Annotated in this window: 20 protein-coding genes, 1 pseudogene and 1 CRISPR repeat array; of the genes and pseudogenes, 8 read left to right on the forward strand and 13 right to left on the reverse strand. The window is 39.2% G+C overall.

Going from position 1 to position 21,944, the window contains the following annotated elements; translation table 11 throughout:
- From V514_RS0109805 to V514_RS0109815, 3 genes are all read right to left on the reverse strand, one after another.
- Positions 1-363, reverse strand: a 363-nt coding sequence (locus tag V514_RS0109805; protein WP_407636649.1) for an EamA family transporter, incomplete at its 3' end; no start/stop codon positions are given.
- 334 nt (positions 364-697) lie between these two features.
- Positions 698-1,159: a YrvL family regulatory protein gene (locus tag V514_RS0109810; protein WP_029499778.1), complete on the reverse strand. Its 462-nt coding sequence runs from the start codon at positions 1,157-1,159 to the stop codon at positions 698-700.
- Positions 1,160-1,285: 126 nt separating this feature from the next.
- Entirely contained in the window at positions 1,286-2,413 is a 1,128-nt protein-coding gene (locus tag V514_RS0109815) for an IS4 family transposase (RefSeq protein ID WP_029499779.1), read from the reverse strand.
- A gap of 253 nt (positions 2,414-2,666) precedes the next feature.
- On the opposite strand from V514_RS0109815, the gene V514_RS0109820 reads away from it, so the two are divergent.
- Positions 2,667-4,022 (forward strand): IS1182 family transposase, encoded by a 1,356-nt coding sequence (locus V514_RS0109820; protein WP_029499780.1) that lies wholly within the window; start codon positions 2,667-2,669, stop codon positions 4,020-4,022.
- Positions 4,023-4,599: 577 nt separating this feature from the next.
- On the opposite strand, the gene V514_RS0109830 is transcribed toward V514_RS0109820, so the two are convergent.
- From V514_RS0109830 to V514_RS0109850, 5 genes are read right to left on the reverse strand one after another with little or no spacing between them, the layout of a single operon-like run.
- Entirely contained in the window at positions 4,600-6,018 is a 1,419-nt protein-coding gene (locus tag V514_RS0109830) for a phytoene desaturase family protein (protein WP_029499781.1), read from the reverse strand.
- Positions 6,015-7,100 carry a glycosyltransferase gene (locus V514_RS0109835; protein ID WP_029499782.1) on the reverse strand — a complete coding sequence of 362 codons (1,086 nt, stop codon included), beginning with the start codon at positions 7,098-7,100 and terminating at the stop codon, positions 6,015-6,017. The genes V514_RS0109830 and V514_RS0109835 overlap by 4 nt, the downstream gene beginning before the upstream one ends.
- Positions 7,094-7,696, reverse strand: a complete 603-nt coding sequence (locus V514_RS0109840; protein WP_029499783.1) for a 1-acyl-sn-glycerol-3-phosphate acyltransferase — start codon at positions 7,694-7,696, stop codon at positions 7,094-7,096. Before V514_RS0109840 ends, V514_RS0109835 begins: the two co-directional genes overlap by 7 nt.
- Complete coding sequence (locus V514_RS0109845; protein WP_029499784.1) at positions 7,677-8,405, reverse strand: carotenoid biosynthesis protein; 729 nt, start codon at positions 8,403-8,405, stop codon at positions 7,677-7,679. Before V514_RS0109845 ends, V514_RS0109840 begins: the two co-directional genes overlap by 20 nt.
- Positions 8,392-9,942: a phytoene desaturase family protein gene (locus V514_RS0109850; RefSeq protein ID WP_029499785.1), complete on the reverse strand. Its 1,551-nt coding sequence runs from the start codon at positions 9,940-9,942 to the stop codon at positions 8,392-8,394. The genes V514_RS0109845 and V514_RS0109850 overlap by 14 nt, the downstream gene beginning before the upstream one ends.
- 173 nt (positions 9,943-10,115) lie before the next feature.
- Here V514_RS0109850 and V514_RS0109855 point away from each other — a divergent pair, with 173 nt between their 5' ends.
- Complete coding sequence (locus V514_RS0109855) at positions 10,116-10,976, forward strand: MerR family transcriptional regulator (RefSeq protein ID WP_029499786.1); 861 nt, start codon at positions 10,116-10,118, stop codon at positions 10,974-10,976.
- Between the two features lie 208 nt (positions 10,977-11,184).
- Here V514_RS0109855 and V514_RS0109860 read toward each other — a convergent pair.
- A pseudogene (locus tag V514_RS0109860) lies at positions 11,185-11,391 on the reverse strand (hypothetical protein); the annotation flags it as partial.
- 11 nt (positions 11,392-11,402) lie between these two features.
- Complete coding sequence (locus tag V514_RS20385; protein WP_161630187.1) at positions 11,403-11,570, reverse strand: hypothetical protein; 168 nt, start codon at positions 11,568-11,570, stop codon at positions 11,403-11,405.
- 419 nt (positions 11,571-11,989) lie between these two features.
- Between V514_RS20385 and V514_RS18995 the strand changes: the two genes are divergently transcribed.
- A complete protein-coding gene (locus tag V514_RS18995) occupies positions 11,990-12,190 on the forward strand; it encodes a hypothetical protein (protein ID WP_035944714.1) in 201 nt (66 codons plus the stop codon).
- Positions 12,191-12,220: 30 nt separating this feature from the next.
- A CRISPR array of direct repeats spans positions 12,221-12,768; the repeat unit is 29 nt; unit sequence GTTTTATTTGAACATAGTGGGTTTTAAAG.
- 903 nt (positions 12,769-13,671) lie between these two features.
- On the opposite strand, the gene V514_RS20210 is transcribed toward V514_RS18995, so the two are convergent.
- Both V514_RS20210 and gabT read right to left on the reverse strand, forming a co-directional pair.
- A complete protein-coding gene (locus tag V514_RS20210) occupies positions 13,672-15,057 on the reverse strand; it encodes an NAD-dependent succinate-semialdehyde dehydrogenase (protein WP_029499789.1) in 1,386 nt (461 codons plus the stop codon).
- A gap of 3 nt (positions 15,058-15,060) precedes the next feature.
- The gene (gabT, locus tag V514_RS20215; RefSeq protein ID WP_029499790.1) at positions 15,061-16,362 is read right to left on the reverse strand and encodes a 4-aminobutyrate--2-oxoglutarate transaminase; all 1,302 of its coding nucleotides are present in this window, start codon (positions 16,360-16,362) and stop codon (positions 15,061-15,063) included.
- A 99-nt stretch (positions 16,363-16,461) separates the two neighbouring features.
- On the opposite strand from gabT, the gene gabR reads away from it, so the two are divergent.
- The 3 genes from gabR to V514_RS0109900 all read left to right on the forward strand — a co-directional run bounded on the left by gabR (position 16,462) and on the right by V514_RS0109900 (position 19,499).
- A complete protein-coding gene (gabR, locus tag V514_RS0109890; RefSeq protein ID WP_029499791.1) occupies positions 16,462-17,874 on the forward strand; it encodes a MocR-like transcriptional regulator GabR in 1,413 nt (470 codons plus the stop codon).
- 244 nt (positions 17,875-18,118) lie between these two features.
- The gene (locus V514_RS19000; protein ID WP_029499792.1) at positions 18,119-19,048 is read left to right on the forward strand and encodes a M23 family metallopeptidase; all 930 of its coding nucleotides are present in this window, start codon (positions 18,119-18,121) and stop codon (positions 19,046-19,048) included.
- 37 nt (positions 19,049-19,085) lie between these two features.
- Positions 19,086-19,499 carry a hypothetical protein gene (locus V514_RS0109900; RefSeq protein ID WP_029499793.1) on the forward strand — a complete coding sequence of 138 codons (414 nt, stop codon included), beginning with the start codon at positions 19,086-19,088 and terminating at the stop codon, positions 19,497-19,499.
- 159 nt (positions 19,500-19,658) lie between these two features.
- Here V514_RS0109900 and V514_RS0109905 read toward each other — a convergent pair whose 3' ends face one another.
- Positions 19,659-20,429 carry a sporulation protein gene (locus tag V514_RS0109905; protein WP_029499794.1) on the reverse strand — a complete coding sequence of 257 codons (771 nt, stop codon included), beginning with the start codon at positions 20,427-20,429 and terminating at the stop codon, positions 19,659-19,661.
- Positions 20,430-20,526: 97 nt separating this feature from the next.
- On the opposite strand from V514_RS0109905, the gene V514_RS0109910 reads away from it, so the two are divergent.
- Both V514_RS0109910 and V514_RS0109915 read left to right on the forward strand, forming a co-directional pair.
- Positions 20,527-20,970: a GNAT family N-acetyltransferase gene (locus tag V514_RS0109910; RefSeq protein WP_029499795.1), complete on the forward strand. Its 444-nt coding sequence runs from the start codon at positions 20,527-20,529 to the stop codon at positions 20,968-20,970.
- A 120-nt stretch (positions 20,971-21,090) separates the two neighbouring features.
- On the forward strand, positions 21,091-21,903 hold the full coding sequence (locus V514_RS0109915; protein WP_029499796.1) for a hypothetical protein: 813 nt from the start codon (positions 21,091-21,093) through the stop codon (positions 21,901-21,903).
- Positions 21,904-21,944 lie beyond the last annotated feature (41 nt).

Genomic DNA, 21,944 nt, shown 5'->3' on the forward strand with positions numbered 1-21,944 from the left:
TAGTACGCCACCTATGTAGATTTTTTTCTGTAGCTCTGTTTTAAATACAATATTTAAAAAAATAGGCGTTATAATTGCTTTCAATGAGAAAATTAGTGTGACAAGTGCTGCTGTACTATAAATTGTTCCATAATAAAGTAATAAATAGCTGATTGCAAAATTACAAACGCCAAACCCAATAATCGTAAAGTAATTCATTTTTTCTTTCGTAAATTTCATCTTTTTAATTTTAAATAAAATATAGAAAAGAATAAATGCAATTGCAGAACGGTATAACAATGAAATTTCTAAAGGAGCTTCTGTCCCTTGTATTTTAACAGCAATAAAGTTAAGGCCCCATATTAGCATACAAACTATGTACATAAAATAATTCAATTAAATCAATTCCTTTATTAATAAAGTACTTTCTAAAATCTCGACCTTTGTTCCTGAATATTCAAATTATACTCCAATAATTGTTTAAATTAGATTGTTTTTATTAAAAAGATAATTTTATATTAATTAGCGAGCTTCTATCTATACAGTCTCATACAAAAAAACGTTCCCAAATCAAAGTTTGGGAATATACAAAGAAGTCATGAATCATTGATTTAATAATGATTCGTGGCTTTTCTAGTTAACATTATGATTTATGAAAGTACTCAAGAAAAAATGTTATCGGTAGTACAAAATGATACTAGTTTTGTATTGTAATTAATTATATATCTTTAAATTTTTTATCAAGATTATTATATTCTTTTGTGTCATAGTTAGGTGGTTCGGCATCATCTTGAATTGATAACCAACCAATTAAACCTGTTATAACTGAAAATACTAAGATACCAAATTGAGTTATAGATATAGAATCCATATATATATCTATTATGTTTAACAAAATAAAAGTACCTATAATATTTACCAAAAATCTCAAGAGACCTTTACTAGAATTAAGTATTTTAGTGGCCTTTAAGGCCTTCATTATAGATGAGAGAAATAAATTTAAAGGTATTTCTAAAAAACCATAAATTATTAAAAATAAAAATAAGTTACTTAGCGAATCATATTTTAATCCTAAAATTTTCAATGCTATAAACTCAAAAAAAGTAAACAAAATAATAATTGTGGATAATATGGATATGCATATAATAGATGTTTTTAACTTTTTAATTGATTTCCCCACCTTATTTAATAATTGAATTATAAATATTTATTTTCCCATTACCAAAGTATATGTCTTTTCCTGGATTTCCTATATCGATAGCGCCTCTGTTTAATATATCTTCTCACACGTGTTGATTAACCAAAATCACCCAATATCTAGTTGATAAAGTTCACGGTGGCATTCGACTATTTCTTTCAATCCAATTCGCCATTCAATCGGCAGGGTATCACAAAGAAGCTGGCGTGTGAAACCAGCGAAAGACAGGCGTTTACAGTGCTTTTTCTTGTGTCCTTCCGTTTGTAAAAATTTCAATAATACGTAGGCAATTAACGCCGCAAATAGTTGGCTATACACCGCATTTTCAGTCGTGCCAAATAAAACAGGCACATTTAAGTTCTGTTTGATCCAACGAAAGAACGATTCAATTGCCCAGCGCTCTTTATACATGCCAGCGATTTCTTCTGCTGTTACATCGCGAAGATTTGTCACAACACGCACAACATCTCCTTCGTAATCTGTAAATTCTACGATACGATGGCGTGCGACGGTTTGTTTTTGCGTTGTACCAAGGATACATGTAAAATCAGCGACTACATTGGAACCTGCGACAGGGGCTCTTTTTAACGATTTCTTTCGACTTACATGAATATTTTCCTTCAAACGAATGACGAAATCTTGTCCGGTTTGCGCGTAACGATCGACCTTATCCATTGAAAAATAAGCACGATCTGCCACGAGAATAAAACGCTTGTCCTCTAAGCTCACGCCAATCGGACCATCATGTTTTAAGCCCGTTGTTTCCACGACTTTCAAGGGCATCTCAGTCGTATTTGTGAAGCTAACGTGCAACTTGATGCCTGAGCGCTCACCATGATATAAAGCCCATGGTAAACGCGTTTTTCCAACGGTAATCGTTGTCGAATCAATCGCTAGTAAGTCTTTTTTAAGCTTTAATTTTCGTCGTGTCGCTCGGTTTAAACGTCTAACAATGACGTCAAAAATACGCTTCACAATATGGTGATTCAGCTCGCCTAAGCGTTTCGAAAGCGTAGAATAATCCACAGATTTCAAACCCTGTGCTGAAGCCACATCCGCTGCGTGACGTAACCTTTTCCATTCGAAAGCCGCTGCACCAACTAAATAAGCTAAAAGTGTAGGTACATCGCATTTACGAGCTGTATCTTCAAAACCATATTCAACAAGAATTTCGTTGATTTCTTCCTGTGAAATAAAGTTTTGAAGTAACATGAAAATCGTGGTATTCTTAGCCATGAGAGATTCCTCCTCGTAAATGTTGGTGTGGTAACTTACATTTTACATGGAATCTCTCTTTTTTATTGCATTTTATTGGTAAAAATTAGTTAATCAACAGACGTGATATCTTCTATTTCTTGTCTAGTTGAGTTAATTTCATAACTCCAATCCCTTGTCTCCCAAGGGTTTTAAAACAATAAAAAATGGGCACCTCCCCAAGATGGTATAATTTAAGTGACCAAACCAAAATTATCCAAGAGGTGAATGCCCTATGACTATTGTAAAACAAATGCGTCTATTTGACATCCATGAATTAATGGAAATGGAAAGTTCTCGTCGTTTCGATGCGATTTTAGCCACATTCGACTTACAACCGATCTTACAGCTATTTCGTAAAACGACGATGTATGGCGCACCACGAGAATTAAACTATGGTGCGATGGTGCAGTCACTTGTCATTCGGATTGTCGAACGTATTCCAACCGTGAAAGATTTGGTCAAACGGTTGAAGTATGACATTCTATTTCGTTTAGATTGTGGTTTTCTGCTCTCTGATTGTATTCCTTCAGAAGCCTCATATTCACGTATGGTCAGCGTGATTAGTGGTTCAGATGCCTTCGTTCAAATGAATGATAAGGTGATTCAAATAGCTTTCACAGAAGGTTTTTTAACGGATGAACATATCACAGAAGATGCCACACATTTCGAAGCACGCGACGCAGCGAAGCCGACAGAGAAAACGGAAAAAACACCGAAGAAACGCGGGCGCAAATCAAAGGAAGCGCGCGAAGCCTGGCTGTTAGAACAAGCTGAAATCGAGGCGAATCAATCGACCTACGAAAAGAAGATTGAAACGCAGCTCACTGTGCCAACTGCGACACTTTTACAAGAGATGCCGATTGAACCGCAGTGGGGCGTGAAGAAAAATAGTGACGGTAAAAACACGTTTTGGTTTGGCTATAAAGCGCATTTAGCTGTCTCCACGAAAAGTCAGTATATTGTCGCAGGCATGATGTCCTCTGGCAATTTAAGCGACAGTAAAGCCGCGATTCCATTACTCAAAAAGGTGGCAGAAGTCTTACCGAATCAGTTTACAACGGCTATTTTAGATAAAGGATACGACTATGAACCGATTTACCGTCAAATCTTAAATCAAGGGATGAACCCTGTGATTCCTTATGTGAAACGGCGTGAATCAGAACTACTTGGCTTTGACCAACACTTCCGTCCAACTTGTGTGAGAGAACATAGCTACTGTTACGATAGCTTTGACAAGAAGTATCAAAGTTTAAAATTCACACGCCCAAAGGAATGTGCAACCTGTCCATTACGTGACGATTCACTGTGTCAAAAAGTCTTTAAAATCAAGTGTGAAACCGACATTCGCAAGTATACGTATCCGGCAAGAGGCTCGGATTTATGGAAACAGCTTTATAAAGAACGCTCAGCTGTCGAACGTGTGAATGCCTATTTAAAAGAGTACTTTCAATTAGATAATGTCCGTCATCGTTCAGAAAAAAAAGCCAAGCTACACTTCCAAATGGTGATGTTTATTTATAATGCCTGCAAATTAGCAACAGATCGATTAAACGCGCAATTAAACGAACAACAACACACCGCAGCCTAATTTTTAAAAACGGAAATTTTGAAATAGGGTTCGTCTACGCTTTTGAAAAATGTGACTTATGAAATTGATTCATTTAAAAATGATTAAAAAACACCTATTCTTTCGGAACTAATTAAATTTTTGTGCACTTGAAACAAATGATAAAATATAATTTATTACATTTCTACCTAAAAGAAAGAGAAACGCTTCCTCAAGAACTGCCCTACAAAAATGAGACAGTGAAAAAAATTTCTTTTTAACTGAATTTGATAGACGCTTAAAAATGGGCTGTTCTCATCAATGCAACTCATCATCTTTCAACCATTTCATCCACTCATAAATTTGTGTTTCATTTTTAATCCCGCATCCATCCCTCATCTCTTTCGTCAGCACGTATGCTAACTTCATTTCAATCGCTTTTCTTTTAGTTTCATACGAAGCTACTTGTTTTTGCCCATGAAAAAACACCTCCAACGTTTTTATACGCCGAAAGTGTTTTTCTCTTTTTATGTTGTGTCCGTTCTTTAGGTTCGTTCTCCTCTACATTTGTATTTTTCATCTATCAAATGAGACAATTTACTTTTAAACACTTATTATATCAGTTTTTTATACAATTACTATTTTCTAAAATAATACGATTGGCTACTTCATACCCACCTTTTACAACAATTGGAGAGCCTCCGCCTGGATGCACAGTTCCCCCGACAAAGTATAAATTTTTTAACTGTCGGTCGCGATTAGCAGGTCTTAAAAAACTGCCACGTAAAGTGTTAGATGCTTGACCATAGATGGCTCCTTGCGCCACATTAAACGTCTGCGCGACGTAATCGGGGGGGATTACGTGTCGCCCGATGATTTGCGTCTCCTCAATCCCCCATATTTTTAGGGCACGTTCGACTTGATTTTTAGCTAAGGTCAAATCAATGGTTGTCGTCGCCGGGGCATTGATTAATACAAATAAGGCCGGTTTCTTTTGTTGATCCGCGGCAAAAGGATAGCAACTATACACGGTCGCCTCGTTTGGCAGCGTCCCTAATCGAAGCGCCTGAAATTCTGCTGGGTAATCTGAACTAAATTGTACGTTATGATAGTGAAGGGATACGGGCTCTTTTAGCGCGATTAATTCCACATAGGCAGACGTCGATAGTTCGTAGGTTACTTCATCTCGTCCCAATAACTGTTGCATCTTTGCATAATCGACATCGCTGATGACGATATCTGCGCCATAGCGTTGTTTTGTTGTCTCACAAAAGACAATACGCTGATCATCGATGGCTATTTTTTCAATAGACTCTTGTAAATGTAAGTGAACGTGCTGGCGCTTGAGTAATTTTTCAAATACATGCGCAATCATTGTAGCACCGCCTCGTAAATAATACGTCCCATCCACTAATTCAAAGTAGGCAATCAGTGCAAAGGTTGCTGGCGAAGCATATGGCGACGAGCCAATATAGGTCGCAAATCGGCCGAACAATTGGCGAACGGCTGGATGTGGGAAAAAAGATTTTAAAAAAGCATCCAATGTTTTCCATGGATGCGCTTGTAACAAACGATACGCAAGCGTTGGACTCACATAATCCTTTGCAGAGAAAAAGGTTTTTGTTAAAAATGCCTGCTCACTAATCTGAAAAAGGCGTGTCACTTCGGCCAAAAATGCTGGATAGTTTTGAGCACTCTTCTCGTCGATGACTGCAAGTTGTTGCTGCATTTTTTCGCGATTTGTCGTAAACGTCAGCTCATATTGAGCCCATTTATGATGCGTTGGATTTTGTAGCTTTTTAAATGGTAATTCTTTTTGGGCGTCACAAAACGGGGCAATGGTTTCCCAAAAATAGCGCGGCATCGTTAAGGTATTAGGTCCATAATCAAAATGGTGCGCTCCTAATTGAATGGCTTGCATTTTGCCACCTAACCAGTCATTTTTTTCAAATAAGTGAACCTCATAATACGGACTTAGCGTTAGTGCTGCTGCCATACCACCAAGCCCACCTCCTATCACAATGGCACGTTGTTTCATAACTTTCGTCCCTTCCAGTACATCGTTTTTTGCTGTGCTGTCTGCCACATCGTTACGCACATTAAGACACTATAGGCGAATGCACTTATAGGCATGAAAAAGCTCCATAGTGACTGTTGTTTTGCGGCATAATCGCTTAGCAGGCGCATAAGCGTAATCCCTATAAATGGTACGATATAACTCCATTGTTGTGTAATAATTCCGACAATTAAGCCGATAACAGGTCCAATAAAATAAATCATGTAAAACACAACGATAAACAGTCCTAACGTATACGAATGGTTGATTCCTCTGAAGCAATTTTTTTGAAACCCTCGCCACGTCTCCTTTGTATTATCATACATTGCACATGCTATAAAATCACTGACATTGTAAAGCATGGCTCGTTTACGATGTTTTTTTAACTCGCGAAATAAAGCAACATCTTCTACAACATGTTCTTTCACTGCCGCATGACCGCCGATTTCGTTATAAGCTGTGCGGCGAATCGCAATAAATGCTCCACTTGCTGCAGTTGCGGATGGCCACGTAGACGTATTTGCTAAATAAATCGGCAAGTGAAAATGAACAAAAAAATGAAGCAATGGTGTCAATAATTTTTCAAGCCAATTACGCATATAAAAACGTGGAAAGCCAGATAAAGCATCAATTGGCTTTTCAAACATATTGGCGATCGCATCTAACGTTTCATGATGCAATGTGACATCTGCATCAATCCAAACTAAAATATCGCCGGTTGCTCGGTCTGCAAGTTGTTGACAGGCATATGTTTTTCCGCGCCACGAGCCCTGTAATGCCGTTCCTTCTAAAAATTGAAATCGATGATCAAATGATAAACGCTGCTGTATAAGAAAAGCCGTTTGGTCGGTTGATTCGTCGTCATAAAAAAGAAACTGCGCCTTCTCATAAGTAACCCGATGCAGGGAGTCCATTAATGCCGGAATGTTTTTTGCTTCATTGCGGAGCGGAATCAATACGCTAATAGTTGGCTCACGGTGATTCCCTATTTTGATACGTTTTAGTGCCGCTAAATTAAGCATGAGCCATACCAGACCAATGATAAAAGGGAGCGCGATTACCATAATTGTACAAACCCTTTCATTTGGTTGTTGACTACAGCGTATTTTAACTGCTCCAACTCCTCTGTCATCACCTGCTCAATTGAAATAGGTTGTGTCTTTAAAGTGAGTCTGCAAGCGATTTCGCCCCGCAAACTGTCCGTAAAGGAATAATAAATAGAGACGACTAAAAGCGCATACGTTGGGAAGCGTGTCATAATGGTATCGATGCCACGCTGCAATGTAAGTGGCCGCCGTTCTTGGTGTTGTTCTACGCCTTGCGGGAAAAGCGCAAGCGTTTCGGTTTTGGCTAATTGTAGGAGCTGTTTATATTCAGACAGCTGAATGGGTTTTGAGATTGGCTGCACCCCTAATCCTTTAAAAAGAGGAACGGTTTTTAAACCGTGCGCACTCATCGCGACGACAGTATTTTTTGGCAAATACCCCTGTTGATACAACTCAAACAACACAAGCGCATCATAAAAACTACTATGATTGATGACAATGATGCATGGTTGTTTAATGATGCGCGCACTGACAGCCATCGTACGAAACATTCTCTTTAGCAGTAATTGTTGTCCGACGGAAAATAGCGCCATATTAAGTTTCTTTCGCTTCATTGTAAAATCTCCTTCCAAGCTGAAGTAGACAAAAGCCCGTGACGCTAACGATACAAGCTACATATAAATTGGCTAATAAAGCTAACCATAAAAATAAAATCACGATGGTCCAAAAAACGGTGGTCATTCGTCGAACGTGCTGTTTAGAAGGCCTATTTTTAATGCGTGGCAATAAAAGTTGCACAACAAACGCGACGAGAAACCACGCTAAAAAATTACTAAACGGAATACCATAGTAAGGGCTCGTACTTTCCCACAGCCAATATCCTTTTGCGACAAAGGCAACAGGATCGAGTACGGCGTCCAACAATACTACATAACAAGCAGCAAGCACAGCACTTACAAACCGCGACTGTATCGATAGCGTTAACGCATGACCCGCCATGATCATGACGACCCATGCAAAGCCAATGCCAATAGGCACACCGTAGAGGAGTGGTGGAAAGCGCTCGGTATAATCATAATGCCCAAAAAATATATCAAAATGCGCGCTCACTCCTTCGATAACGAACGTCGTTACGCCAATGAAGATGCTAATTACCATCCCCCTGACACGACCAAAAGTTGCCATTGCATATCCTGCTGCCACACAGCCTGCAAGCATTAAAAAAACACTATTTGCCCACTCAAGCCAACTCGGTATTAAATCGAAACCGACTAATATCATACCGACCGCAAACCAGATAATATAAAGCTTATAACAACGCATGGCTCAATTTCGTCACTGTATACTGTACATCAGTTGGCAATGGTTTAATTGGATATGTTTTTTTGCCATCGCGCGCTAGGATTAAATTAGCCGAAATGCGCGCCGATTCAATAATAATCGGCAAACCACTGCCAGGATGCGTGCCGCCACCTACTAACCAACAATTTTCGTAAGGGGCAAAGTGATTGTGCGGGCGGAATGTCATCATTTGATTTAATTGATGACCTAAATTAAAGGTTGCTCCTTGGTAAACATTCATTTTTTGTTCCCAATCAATGGGCGTAACAATTAATTCTTCTTCAATATGGGACGCTAAATCGGTTAACCCGAGACGCTTTTCTAATGTTTTAATGAGGAGTGTACGGTAATCCTCTTTGACATCATCCCAGGCAATTTCACTAAAATTATTAGGGACAGGGGCTAAGATATAGAGTGTAGATTTTCCTGGCGGAGCTAACGAGTCATCTGTCACTACCGGATTTTGGACATAAATCGACATATCGGTTGAGATTACTTTTGTTTTTGAAATTTGCTCCATATTTTTACGATAATCCTCAGCAAATAAAATCGTATGATGCTGCAAATCGTATTGCGTATCGATTCCTAAATAGAGCATAAAGGTTGAACACGAATACTGTTTCTTCTCGATTTTTTGCGGCGTCCACTGACGGTTTTTCGTATTTTTTAGTAGCTTTGTCATCGCATAACCCATATCAGCGTTAATGACAAGTTCATCACAATGCAACAATTCTCCATGTTCTAAGCGAATCCCTTCAATACGCTGTTTATGCTGGACGATTTCTTTAATCGGCGTATTTAAATGAATTGGCACGTTCATTTCCGCTAATACTGTAGCCATCGCTGTTGTTAATTGATGAATGCCGCCTTTTAGATGATAGATGCCATATGCCTGTTCAATATAGGACAAAATCGAAAATGCCCCTGGACAATTCCACGGAGACATTCCTAAATATTTTGATTGGAATGTAAACGCCAATTGGAGCTCTTCATCATCAAAATATTCTCCTAACTTATCCATTAATGATTTGCCTAGTTCTAGTTCTGGTAAGGCTTTTAATGCTTCTGGTGTAAACAAGTCTTTAATGCTGTCCATTTTTCGTTGTAACAACGGCGCCAATGCCTCTAATTTTTTATGCGTTTCTTGCAAGTAACGTGTATAACCCTGTTCATTCCCCGGAAACGTAGCAGCAATCGTCTCAATCATTTGGTCATAGTTGGACGTTACAGTAAACCGTTTATTGTGATAAACGAGTTCATAGAGTGGCGTTAACGCAACAGGTTCTACATAATCCTCCAATTTACGCCCAGTGAGTTCAAAGATTTCTCGAATTAAATACAGCATATTTAAAAAAGTAGGTCCCCGATCAAATGTATACTCACCAAGCTGGATAGCACTTGTACGGCCACCAACAAATGATTCTTTTTCAAAAATTTCCACCTCATACCCCGCATTCGCCAGTAGCATCGCCGTTGTCAGCCCACCGGGACCTGCCCCTATCACATAAATTTTTTTCACGTCGGTTCCTCCTCTTAATTATTCATACTCCAATGAATGATAATATCTAATTATTTAGACTTGTTAGTTAATTATCCTATACCGCTATTTTATTTATGTCAAACATTATTTTTAAAATATTGGACAAATAAAAAAATATCGTTATAATAGAGGCACCTAAAGGAGGAGATTGTATGAACAACGATTTAGCTTCTTTTACGATTGCAGATGTAGCAGCGATCACGGGCATTAAAAAAGACACTCTACGCAAATGGGAACAACGCTATGATTTTATCAATCCATTACGGCTCTCTAACGGTTATCGGCAATATTCCCAGCAACAAGTACAGTTTCTTTGCTTATTAAACAAACATCTTGCAGCAGGGATGTCATTAAAAAAAGCAATCGCTGAACTTGAACATACGCCAGTGGAGGCTACAGAAGCGCAGTCTTTTTTATTTCAACTGTTAGCTTACGGTGAACAATGCAACGAAAGAAAATTTTCCTATGTGTTGCATCAAGCACATCAAACATGTGGGTTATCTATCTATTTAACAGATATTGTCCAACCTTTTTTAAAAGAAGTTGGAAACAGATGGCAAACGAAGCAATGGTCAGAATATCAAGAAAAATTTGTCTCGACCTTCATTCAACATCACTTAATTACATTGCGCCATCAAATACCCGCTCCGCCTAATGCCAAGTTAGTTGTCGGTGCTTGCTTACCACATGAACAGCATGAACTTCCATTACACATTTTATTGCTTCAAATCTTATTGCGTGGCTACCGTATTTTTTTAATTGGCCAATCGCCTGCTCCTGGCACCATTGAAAATTTCGTTACAGAATTTCAGCCAGCCGTTGTACTGCTCTCTGCGACCACCACAATTCCGGTGCAACATAGCGACTATGTACAACGCTTAGACCGCTTTGCAGCAACGCAGCCTAATACCACTTTTTTTATTGGTGGACATGGAGTCGAATCACTAACAACGCCACTTCAGTCAATTTCCATCGCCCAATCGCTAGAAGAACTTTGGCAAGCATTAGCATAAAAAAACGCCGCTTCAGCAATCTGAAGCGGCGTTTTTCAAATTTTCCGTACTAACTCTAAACCATGCGCAATTGTGAAAAACAGCTCACCGGTGTCGATGGTTTTTCTTAGATGACGCTATAATTCTTTTAAAATAAACGATTTATACAATTGTATTACTTTACTTTTGTACTATTATTGCACGCAATCTTTTCGTACAAGCCTAGTTATTATCTTAATTGTATAATTGCTTCGTCACACCATTCTATAATGGTACGTGCGATTTTTTTACCAAATGTTATCGTCATTAATGCTCGCTTCTGCTGCGACGTCACCGTGCCCATATGCCAACTATGCTCGAGCAACTTATACGTTTCAAGTCGCTCATATTGAACATAGCGATATTTTTCGAGTTGTTGGATCATCGCTGCTGTATCCTCGTCATCACTTAAAAGATTCCTTTTTGCATTTTTTTATCATTTAATTTCATAGAAAAATCAGTTGTATGCGAAACCAGTTGTTCAGTCATTGCTTGTGTTGTTTGAATAATTGGCTGTAATTGATTGGCTTGCTCGGTTGTTGCCGCCGTTTGTGCTACTACATTTGTTTCAAACATTGTCGCCGTTTGCTGAAGTTCGGCACAAACGTCATTAAATGCTGCCGTTAAATTTCCTACTAATGCTTCGTCAGCCTCTTTTGTTTACTCTATTACACTAGAAATCCTGTCCAATATTTTTGAACTTGTATCGTCGTTTTGCGAGCAATAGCGAATACGCGTCAATATTTTTGTAGATTCAAGCTTTTTAGTTGCAGGTAATTTTTTACCTAGTAGTGCATTTAATAATGCTGTCATAATCGCTATTAAAATGAGGCGTTATTGACAATGCTGATTTCCCAAATTTTATTTAATCGAGTTAATTTCATAACTCCAAACCCTTGTCTCCCAAGGGTTTTAAAACAATAAAAAATGGGCACCTCCCCAAGATGGTATAATTTAAGTGACCAAACCAAAATTATCCAAGAGGTGAATGCCCTATGACTATTGTAAAACAAATGCGTCTATTTGACATCCATGAATTAATGGAAATGGAAAGTTCTCGTCGTTTCGATGCGATTTTAGCCACATTCGACTTACAACCGATCTTACAGCTATTTCGTAAAACGACGATGTATGGCGCACCACGAGAATTAAACTATGGTGCGATGGTGCAGTCACTTGTCATTCGGATTGTCTAGTGTATTATTAATGTATGATTCATGTTGCCGGTTTTATTTGAACATAGTGGGTTTTAAAGGCATTTGAAAAGAAAAAAGATGAAGCGCAAGGAATGTTTTATTTGAACATAGTGGGTTTTAAAGATTTATGATACACGCTATCCAGATAAACTAATCGCTGTTTTATTTGAACATAGTGGGTTTTAAAGGATAATACGCTTCCTTCGCTTGTGTTGTTGTCACCTGTTTTATTTGAACATAGTGGGTTTTAAAGCCTTTCAATCAAAATGTAAAGCATCATTGGCGGCTAGTTTTATTTGAACATAGTGGGTTTTAAAGTAATCTTTTTATCATCTGGGGAGGTATTTATATTTGCGTTTTATTTGAACATAGTGGGTTTTAAAGACTATCCGAGGGCTTTATATACGAGAACGGACTTTCGTTTTATTTGAACATAGTGGGTTTTAAAGGCACGTTGAGGACTAATAAAAGTAGCTTCAACATAGTTTTATTTGAACATAGTGGGTTTTAAAGAGCGTTATGTCGTGCAAGTAGGTTAGAGCATGCAGAGTTTTATCTGAACATAGTGGGTTTTAAAATACGTTATTATCCGCAGCACATCAGACTAACATCTTCACCAAATGAAATCTCAGCTTACATTTTATATAAACCCCTCGCTTCTAAATAATTTTTAAATTAGCTGCAGCTTCAATCAAATTCACATGAATGCTGCTTTTTATATTGCGATTTTTTCATAGACCATTCAAAATTTCAATTTCTTTTTTAAATCCCCTCTCACAAATTAGCTCTCACCCCAAGAAGCGTGTTTTCGATACGACATATTTCTGAATATGCGTCACGTTTAAGTAGATACGCCTAGAAAAAAGCGAATCATTTGCTGATTGTTGTCATTTTCTCAAATAACTACTACTTGTGTGGCGATAGTTACGACAACTTTGTAACGTGGCCTCCTCAAAAGCGGACAAAAAATGCCCGTTACGATTCATTTTTGACCCCATTTCTACCGATAACGGGCTTTTTCCGCACAAACACTTTGCTAGATCGAGTGCAGCGTGTCGCATTTTTATTTTTTTGAATAAATGACAGCATTTTTTCAAACGCGCATTTTTTCGTGCGAAAACCGACCGTCAGAGCGCCAAAATCGACCGCTTTTGGCCTATTTCGGGCAAAAACAGCACAAAATGATTTCTTAAAAATCGTAAGCATTTGTTTTTTTATCGTAAATAAAAATTTACGTTGACAGCTTTTTGCATGATGCTTACTAAAATCCCTTTTTTTCGTGCGTAAATAGACTTTGTTTGGCACTTATTTTCAATTATGTTGTATCCAAAACACGCTTCTTGGGCTCCTAGCTATTTTCTGATGAGCGATTCGTGATAAGGCATGTCAAATCGACTTGCCTTATCACGGCACAATCAAAAGAGCTATGCGTCCATTCGCATAGCTCTTTTACACACGCTGCTTAGGGGGCAAGCGTTTGATTATAATGACATTGATACATATTTTGTTTCTAAATATGGCTCAATGCCTTCTGTGCCGCCTTCGCGACCCATGCCCGATTCCTTCATACCACCGAACGGAGCATGTGCAGCTGAAATAATACCATCATTCCAGCCAACAATACCGTAATCTAAGTTTTCACTTAAATACGTGCCTGTTTTATAGCTTTCTGTGAAGAAGTACGTTGCCAGTCCGTATAATGAGTCATTCGCAATCGCGATTGCCTCATCCAGTTCCTTGAACGTCACAATAGGGATTACTGGACCAAACGTTTCTTCTGTCATGATTTTTGCATCAGCCGATACGTTCGTTAACACAGTTGGTTCCACGAAGTAGAAGCCTTGCTCTTCATCAATATGGTGACCGCCACCTACTGCAGCGTCAGCACCTTTTGATAAAGCATCATGAATTTGGTCTTGAATTTTGTCAAAGCCTTTGCGGTTAATAACCGGACCGACATTAACATCCGCTTCCATACCATTCCCCATCTTCAACTCTTTTACCTTTGCAACAAGGGCATCTGTAAATTTGTCAGCGATGTTTTCATGGACAATTAGACGGTTTGGTGAGACACATGTTTGACCAGCATTACGATATTTCGCAATAATTGTTTGTTCAACTGCTACAGCAATATTCGCATCCTCAGCTACGATGATCGGGGCATGACCACCAAGCTCCATTGTTGCGTGTTTCACTGTTTGTGCACATTGAGACAATAACAATTTGCCGACCGCAGTTGAGCCTGTGAATGTGATTTTACGCACCGCTTTATGCGATGTGAAAATTTCACCAACCATCGGCGCATCTGCTAGCACATATTGCACTGCATCTTGTGGGATACCAGCGCGGTGAGCAAGCTCAATTAAACGAATCGTTGTTAGCGGTGTTTCCTCTGCTGGCTTAACGATAAATGTACAGCCTGCTGCAAGTGCTGGTGCCGCTTTACGCGTCATCATCGCCGCCGGGAAATTCCACGGTGTAATCGCTGCAACAACACCGATTGGTTGACGTGATACCGACAAACGTTTGTTTGGTGCATGTGTTGGAATCGTGCGGCCGTAAACGCGCTTCGCTTCCTCTGCATACCAATCAATATAGCTTACCGCATAATCCACTTCACCAAGTGCTTCTGCAAGTGGCTTCCCGTTTTCAAGTGTAATTAATTCACCAAGTTCTTGACGATTTTCGCGAATCATTGCTGCCCAGGCGTCAAGCAATTTTGCGCGATCATACGCTGTTAGTGCTTTCCACGATGGGAACGCAAGCTGCGCCTTGTCGACTTTCGCTGTTACTTCTTCTTGTGTGCTCTTTTGAAGCGAGTGAATAATTTCACCCGTTGCTGGATTGCTAACATGTACTACACCCATGACCTACACTCCTTCTGCAAATGCTTTATCTAAAATCGCAAAACCTTTTTCAAGCTCTGCATCTGTAATTACAAGTGGTGTTAAGAAACGAATAACATTGCCTTTAATCCCTGCTGATAATAGTAATAAACCATTTTCATTCGCATATTTTGTAATGCGACCAACTGCTTCTTTATTTGGCGCTTTGCCATCTTTCACAAGCTCAACAGCAACCATTGCACCAAGGCGGCGGATATCGCCAATGAAGTCATATTGCGCGCGATATGTTTCAAGCTTCGCTTCGATTTTTTGACCGATTGCTTCTGCTTTCGCATTTAAGTTTTCTTGTTCTACGATATCAATAACCGCAAGTGCTGCTTCGCATGCTACTGGGCTACCAGAGTATGTGCCACCTAATTCGCCGACATCTGATGCTTCCATCATTTCTTTGCGGCCAACGACACCGCTTAATGGAAGACCTGCTGCCATTGATTTTGATACCGTCATTAAATCTGGTACAACATCAAATTGCTCGATAGCAAACGTCGTACCTGTACGACCGAAACCTGTTTGGATTTCGTCTGCTACGAATACGATATTGTTTTCTTGGCAGTACTGCGCAACCGCTTGTACGAATTTCTTCGGCGGTACGATGAAGCCACCCTCACCTTGTACTGGTTCCATCACAACACAAGCAACCATTTCTGGTGCGATCGTTGAGATGAAGAAATCATGGAATTGCTCAATGATGTGATCCACATATTCTTCTTCCGTTAAGCTTTCTGGCTTACGGTAAATGTATGGATACGGCGCTTTGTAAATTTCCGGAGCGAAAGGACCAAAACCTAGCTTGTACGGCTTCACTTTTGATGTCATACCCATCGTTAAGTTTGTACGACCGTGGTAGCCATTTGTAAACGCGACAACCGCTTGTTTACCTGTATATTTACGGGCGATTTTAACCGCATTTTCAACTGCTTCAGCACCTGAGTTTAGTAAAATCACTTGTTTATCATGTGTTCCCGGTGTGATTTCTACCAGTTTTTCAGCAAGCTTCATATAAGAATCGTACATAATCACGTTGAAGCCTGGGTGTAAAAATTTCTCTACTTGTGCTTGTACTGCTGATACTACTTTTGGATGGCTATGGCCAACATTTAGCGTACCAATGGCAGCGGCGAAATCGATCCATTCGTTTCCTTCTACATCGATAATTGTTGCGCCTTTTGCTTCTTTTGCAATCGCTGTACAGCCGTTACTAACACCTTTCACCACGTATTTTTGGCGTTTTTCATTTAGTTCATCAGTAAGATTTGTCGTAAGCATTGTTAAGTCCTCCCTTGTTTCTTTTTTTCCTATTATGACGGAATTTGGTACAATAAAAAGCACCAAGTTTTCAAAAAAAAGGTACCAGGGGTGAACAGTATGTTAATTCAATTAGATCATAAACAGCAAGGACGCTTCCTTTATCAGGAAATTTATCGTCAACTAAAGAAATTAATTTTAAATAACGAGCTCCGCGCCCACACAAAATTACCAGCCAAGCGCGAGTTTGCACAAATGCTTCATGTCAGTACGAACTCAATTGCCAATGCTTATGAGCAATTGCTCGCCGAGGGATATATTTATACAATTGAACGCGTTGGCTATTTTGTTGAGGAAATCGACCAATTTGATATTAATCCAAATGTCGCTACGTCATTCCCCGAACATTTACGTGAAAAGCCCGACCCACCAAAGACGTGGCTATCGCTGTCACATATGAATATTAATGCACGGCTATTTCCTATGCGTAAATGGCTCAACTGTGAGGCAAAGGTCTATGAGCGTCATATTGAAGAGCTTGGTGAAATGGCGCATACGCAAGGTCCCTATGTTCTTCGCAAAAACATTGCCGAACTAATTTATGCAACGCGTGGTGTCAAATGTGAGCCTGAACAAATTGTTATTCATGCAACAAGTCAAGGGTTACTTGAACGTCTCATTCGCATTTTGCCGGAAAACCCATCATTTGCAGTCGAAAATCCAGGCTACGCACGCTACTACAAACTATTAAAGCGCCATCATATTCAAGCGCATCTTGTACCGCTTGATGACTCCGGTATCGACGTCAATCATTTGGAACAGCTTGATGCACAACTCGTTATTGCAACGCCATCACATCAGTTCCCAACAGGCATCATTATGCCGATTTCTCGCCGCGTTGAATTATTAAACTGGGCTTCACGTGCAGATGATCGTTACATAATAGAAGATGATTATGATAGTGAATTTAAATATGAGACCAATAGTGTGCCGTCGCTGCAAAGTATGGACTATAATCATAAAGTCATTTATATGGGGACATTTTCAAAAACATTGTTGCCGGGTATTCGCATTAGTTATATGGTACTCCCGGTTAAATTACTCGAAGATTACCGCGACATGTTTCCGCTTGAAATCCAAGCAGTCAATACACTCGTCCTTTATACATTGAATGAATTTATTGAAAATGGCCAATATGAAAAGCATGTGCGCAAAACGACGAAACATTTTGAAGAAGTGCGGAGCTGTTTAGTCGATGAGTTAACGCGACAGCTTGGCGACCAAATTATTATTTCGGACATACCAGCTGGCCTGCATTTTTTAATCGAGGCAAAAAGTGCGCGCAGTTATGATGAAATTGAGCAGCAAGCAGTGGAACATAATCTTGAAGTGTATACGTTAAAACGTTTTTCGCTCAATCCATATCCACTCATTCGTGAAAATCGCTTTATTATTATTGGTTTTGCATATATCGATATTGCCGATATTCCCGAAGCCGTGCGCCGACTTGCATATGTATTATTTGATGAATAGCATGACAAAAAGAGGATGGGACATACGTGTACCAACACCCTCTCAGATGAGCATCAAAAAAACCGGAATCGCGACACAGCGCGGTTCCGGTTTTTTGTGGCGAACGCTAAAAAGGAACAGGAACTGTTTTGTAAAAGCCTCTTTTAATAGGCCGCTCTTTGCCTTTTTTCAAGAATCGTGAAACTTTTCACATAGTTAAGCCGTATTAATTAGTACTAGTCTGTCCAGCAAAGGAGCGACAACGATGCAACCTCAGCAACTTACAACTTACATAAAAGACGGCCAATTTTGTGCCATTTATAATGCGACGATTCCTGAATATCGCGCGTCCTATTCATTTGAACAATTTTCAGCTCTTATGCAAAAAATTCAGCACGATACATACGAACTTCATTATACGATTGCGCTACCGCCACTACGAAAATATGTATGGCTCGATGACAAGCGTAACAATGCGATTGGCGCGATTTTTGATTCTAAGGGCCGCATCCATTTTTTAACGATGAAACCATGCTTAAAATTTCCTGAAGCAGATATCACTTTTTCAAAAACATTCTTTGAACTGCCTGTACGTGGTAAATGGCAAGTAGCACAAGGCGGCACGAACGAATTAATCAACTATCACTATCCCTTTTCGAGTCAACGCTATGCCATCGACTTAAAACGTTTGAAAAATAACCTATATTTTGAAAATATAGGTAATATGTGTGAAGATTATTATGCGTTTAACGAAGAAGTTTATGCGCCGGCAGCTGGCAAAGTAATAGCTATTGAAGACAATATTAGCGATCAATCGCCCGGTGAACGCAATGAGCTCAGTACATTTGGCAATTATATTATTTTGAAACATGCACACAACGAATATAGTTTATTAGCACATTTACAACAAAATTCAATTTGTGTTGAACAAGGGGATTCGGTGCAGCTCGGCGAATTAATAGCATATAGTGGTAATTCCGGTGACACAACAGCGCCGCATGTGCATTTTCAAGTCATGGATAGTGCGGATTTGAAGAAAGCGACATCCTTACGTATTCGCTTCAAAAACAATGATATGCCGATTCAAGGTGATATGGTTATCGGCACTATTACACCGGTAACGCGTGCTGAACCACGAGAAAAATTACGTTTTGGTAGTCTGCGCGCAATTTTACAATTGTTTAATCGTAGTTAATAATAATTGTATAATTTAATACATGGTGGTGATAGCAATGAAAAAATGGTTTATCTTAATCATGCCATTTCTAATGCTTGCTGGCTGTACGCAACAAGTACAGAAAAATATGAATGTTAATCTTATCGTTGAGCGCTATGATACGGTGCAACAAGATTATGTACCTTTTATGACGTTTAAAGAACAGCAGCAAATAAGCGACGGGCTAACATTACTGCATGAGTTGGCATGGACAACGACAACTCCTCCGAACACGACGCCGAACTATCGCTTTTACATTGTCGCAGAAGACCCTTCAGTCACTGACATCAAAGCGGTGATGTATGAGGTGTGGTTTGATGATCTTACGGCAACAGCCATTTTAGCGAATGACTCGCGCAAGGAAACCGTCTATCTCGATCATGCGAAAGTCAATGAAATATACGATTTATTAATGAACTCGGCTAAGTAATGCCACAACAAAAAGAGGCTTTTACAAAACAGTTCCTGTTCCTTTTTTAGCGTTCGCCACAAAAAACCGAAACCGCGCCACAGCGCGATTCCGGTTTTTTTGATGCTCATCTGAGAGAGTGTTGGTACACGTATGTCCCAGCCTCTTTTTAATCGCCTATTATAAATACTCTTGAATTAAGCAACGTAAATCTTGTTCTAATGTTGGTAAATCTTGTTCAGTAAACGTACGGCTAACAAATGCTTCATCCATTTCAAATGCTTCTGATAAGAAACTTGTGAACCCGCGCACTTTGCGGTCTACTTGGAACAATACTTCGACTTTATGTGACGTTTGATTAATAAATACTACTTCTAATTCATCTAAGTAACCGCGGAATGGACCACTTGTTGGCACAAATTCATATTCTTGTACGAACGAGTGACGCGTATTCATACGAATGCCGGCTTTTTCACATTCTACTTCACGCAAGCGGAATCCTAAATTTTTCACGGCCTGAATGACGGCGTTTGCAATACGTGTTGGGCGAATAGCCACTGCATCTTTATCATTCGGGTCAACAGCATTTTTAATATCTAAGCCTGTATTTAACCATGCGCGTGTGCGGCCAACTGTTGCCGGTGCATCAAATGGTAAGTTAAATGAAAATGGCAATGATTTTTCTTCGCCAGCTTGAATCGTAAATGGTTCGGTAATTTTTTTCTGAAAAACGGTTGCCGTATCTTCATACTCTTTATCACCTGTTTTATTCGTAAAATTAATATTTAACGATAAATAAATCGCATCGATACGTTGCTCGACATTGCCCCCTTTAATATGCACATTCCCTTGCACTAAATCGCCTGCTGTATAGGTGTCATGAGCTAAAACGGTATCAACCGTCGCTGCTCCTATCCCAAAACTTGCTAACGCTTTATTAAAAATCGACATGTTTTTTCCTCCTACAAAATCGTCTTTCTTTACTATACGGATGAATCTTTGAAACGTTTCAAAAATTACTATATAATGCGACAAAGAGGTGAATTTTTTGAATATTTTGCAACTAACACCAGAGCATGCCGAAGAGGCTGCTACATTATTAGATGCTTACCGTGTCACATTTGGACAAAAAAGTGATATCGGACTTGCTCGTTGGTTTATACATGAACGCCTAGAACACGATGAATCGATTGTTTTTTTAGCGTGGCTAGACGACAAGGCAGTTGGTTTTGTGCAGCTGTATCCGATTTTTTCAACGATTGGCTTAAAGCGCGCTTATATTTTAAATGACTTATATGTGACAGAATCAGCTCGGAAACATGGTGCTGCAACGCAATTGATTGAAGCATGTTATGCCTACGCCGAAGCACATCATGCTCGTTTCATCGCGCTAGAAACGGGCGCTGACAATGTGCGTGCCCAACAACTATATGAAAAAATGGGCTTGGCGCAAGAACAAGACGTGCAACATTTTATCAAATATTTTGACTAATTATCTATTTTTTTAGAATCGTAGTAACAGACGATTCTTTTTTAAATGGATTAAACCTTAACAACTCACGCATTTCAGAGTAAAATAGAACTATATTTGGACAGCTAGAAGGAGTGTAGTATGGAAGAATTTATAAACATTATAACGATCACGGCCTCGCAACTATTTCAACTACTAGGTGTCATTTTTTTCTTCGGTTTTGTATTGAAGTGGCTTGGCGAACAGTCATTGGCTCATTATACATATGGTAGTAAACTCTTTAACTTTATGTCGCTTATCGGTACACCTGTCCATGAATTTGGGCATTTTATTATGTGCAAAGTTTTCCGTTATCATGTCGATGAAGTGGTCTGGTATCAAAAACCAAATAGCAATGGTACGCTTGGCTATGTTAATTTTTCATACAATCCAGGAAGTGTCTATCAGCGTATCGGCAAGTTTTTTGTTGGTGTTGGTCCATTATTTTCGGGTCCTCTAGCTATTTTTTTGTTGCTTTACGTGCTGCTCCCAGATGCTTATGATGCTATTTCAGCACAGATTGGGACGATTTCAACGCATTGGAGCTTCGAAACATTTGAACAAATTTTACAATTAAGTTGGACATTTCTTGTCGCATTATTTAATGTCGACCATGCGTTAAGTTGGCAATTTTATGTTTTTTTAGTTCTTGCATGCTCGATTGCTGTACATATTCGTTTGAGTAAACCCGATTTAGAAAGTGCCACAAGTGGTATTATTGCCATCACCATTTTATTGTTGCTATTGAATGTCATCTCAGAGTTTTTACATTTATCATTATCTGACCATGTTGTGACATATGTCGCTCACTTTAATGCTTTTTACATTTCCATTATGATTGTCATTACCGTGATTTCTTTACTGTTCTTTATGACGAGCGTTATTTGGGGCGCAGTAAAAAATCGCACATCTTAACATTTTTTTAACAAAAGTAGGCACTACAGCGAACAATGTAG

Origin of the sequence: Kurthia huakuii LAM0618 (genome assembly GCF_000505545.1) — a bacterium.
In the GTDB taxonomy this organism is placed as follows: domain Bacteria; phylum Bacillota; class Bacilli; order Bacillales_A; family Planococcaceae; genus Kurthia; species Kurthia huakuii.

Excerpts from the sequence above, each read along its gene's own strand:
- V514_RS0109815 (WP_029499779.1), bottom strand. The coding sequence starts at position 2,413 with ATGGCTAAGAATACCACGATTTTCATGTTACTTCAAAACTTTATTTCA.
- V514_RS0109820 (WP_029499780.1), top strand. The coding sequence starts at position 2,667 with ATGACTATTGTAAAACAAATGCGTCTATTTGACATCCATGAATTAATG.
- V514_RS0109830 (WP_029499781.1), bottom strand. The coding sequence starts at position 6,018 with ATGAAACAACGTGCCATTGTGATAGGAGGTGGGCTTGGTGGTATGGCA.
- V514_RS0109835 (WP_029499782.1), bottom strand. The coding sequence starts at position 7,100 with ATGGTAATCGCGCTCCCTTTTATCATTGGTCTGGTATGGCTCATGCTT.
- V514_RS0109840 (WP_029499783.1), bottom strand. The coding sequence starts at position 7,696 with ATGAAGCGAAAGAAACTTAATATGGCGCTATTTTCCGTCGGACAACAA.
- V514_RS0109845 (WP_029499784.1), bottom strand. The coding sequence starts at position 8,405 with ATGCGTTGTTATAAGCTTTATATTATCTGGTTTGCGGTCGGTATGATA.
- V514_RS0109855 (WP_029499786.1), top strand. The coding sequence starts at position 10,116 with ATGAACAACGATTTAGCTTCTTTTACGATTGCAGATGTAGCAGCGATC.
- V514_RS20385 (WP_161630187.1), bottom strand. The coding sequence starts at position 11,570 with ATGTTTGAAACAAATGTAGTAGCACAAACGGCGGCAACAACCGAGCAA.
- V514_RS18995 (WP_035944714.1), top strand. The coding sequence starts at position 11,990 with ATGACTATTGTAAAACAAATGCGTCTATTTGACATCCATGAATTAATG.
- V514_RS20210 (WP_029499789.1), bottom strand. The coding sequence starts at position 15,057 with ATGGGTGTAGTACATGTTAGCAATCCAGCAACGGGTGAAATTATTCAC.
- gabT (WP_029499790.1), bottom strand. The coding sequence starts at position 16,362 with ATGCTTACGACAAATCTTACTGATGAACTAAATGAAAAACGCCAAAAA.
- gabR (WP_029499791.1), top strand. The coding sequence starts at position 16,462 with ATGTTAATTCAATTAGATCATAAACAGCAAGGACGCTTCCTTTATCAG.
- V514_RS19000 (WP_029499792.1), top strand. The coding sequence starts at position 18,119 with ATGCAACCTCAGCAACTTACAACTTACATAAAAGACGGCCAATTTTGT.
- V514_RS0109900 (WP_029499793.1), top strand. The coding sequence starts at position 19,086 with ATGAAAAAATGGTTTATCTTAATCATGCCATTTCTAATGCTTGCTGGC.
- V514_RS0109905 (WP_029499794.1), bottom strand. The coding sequence starts at position 20,429 with ATGTCGATTTTTAATAAAGCGTTAGCAAGTTTTGGGATAGGAGCAGCG.
- V514_RS0109915 (WP_029499796.1), top strand. The coding sequence starts at position 21,091 with ATGGAAGAATTTATAAACATTATAACGATCACGGCCTCGCAACTATTT.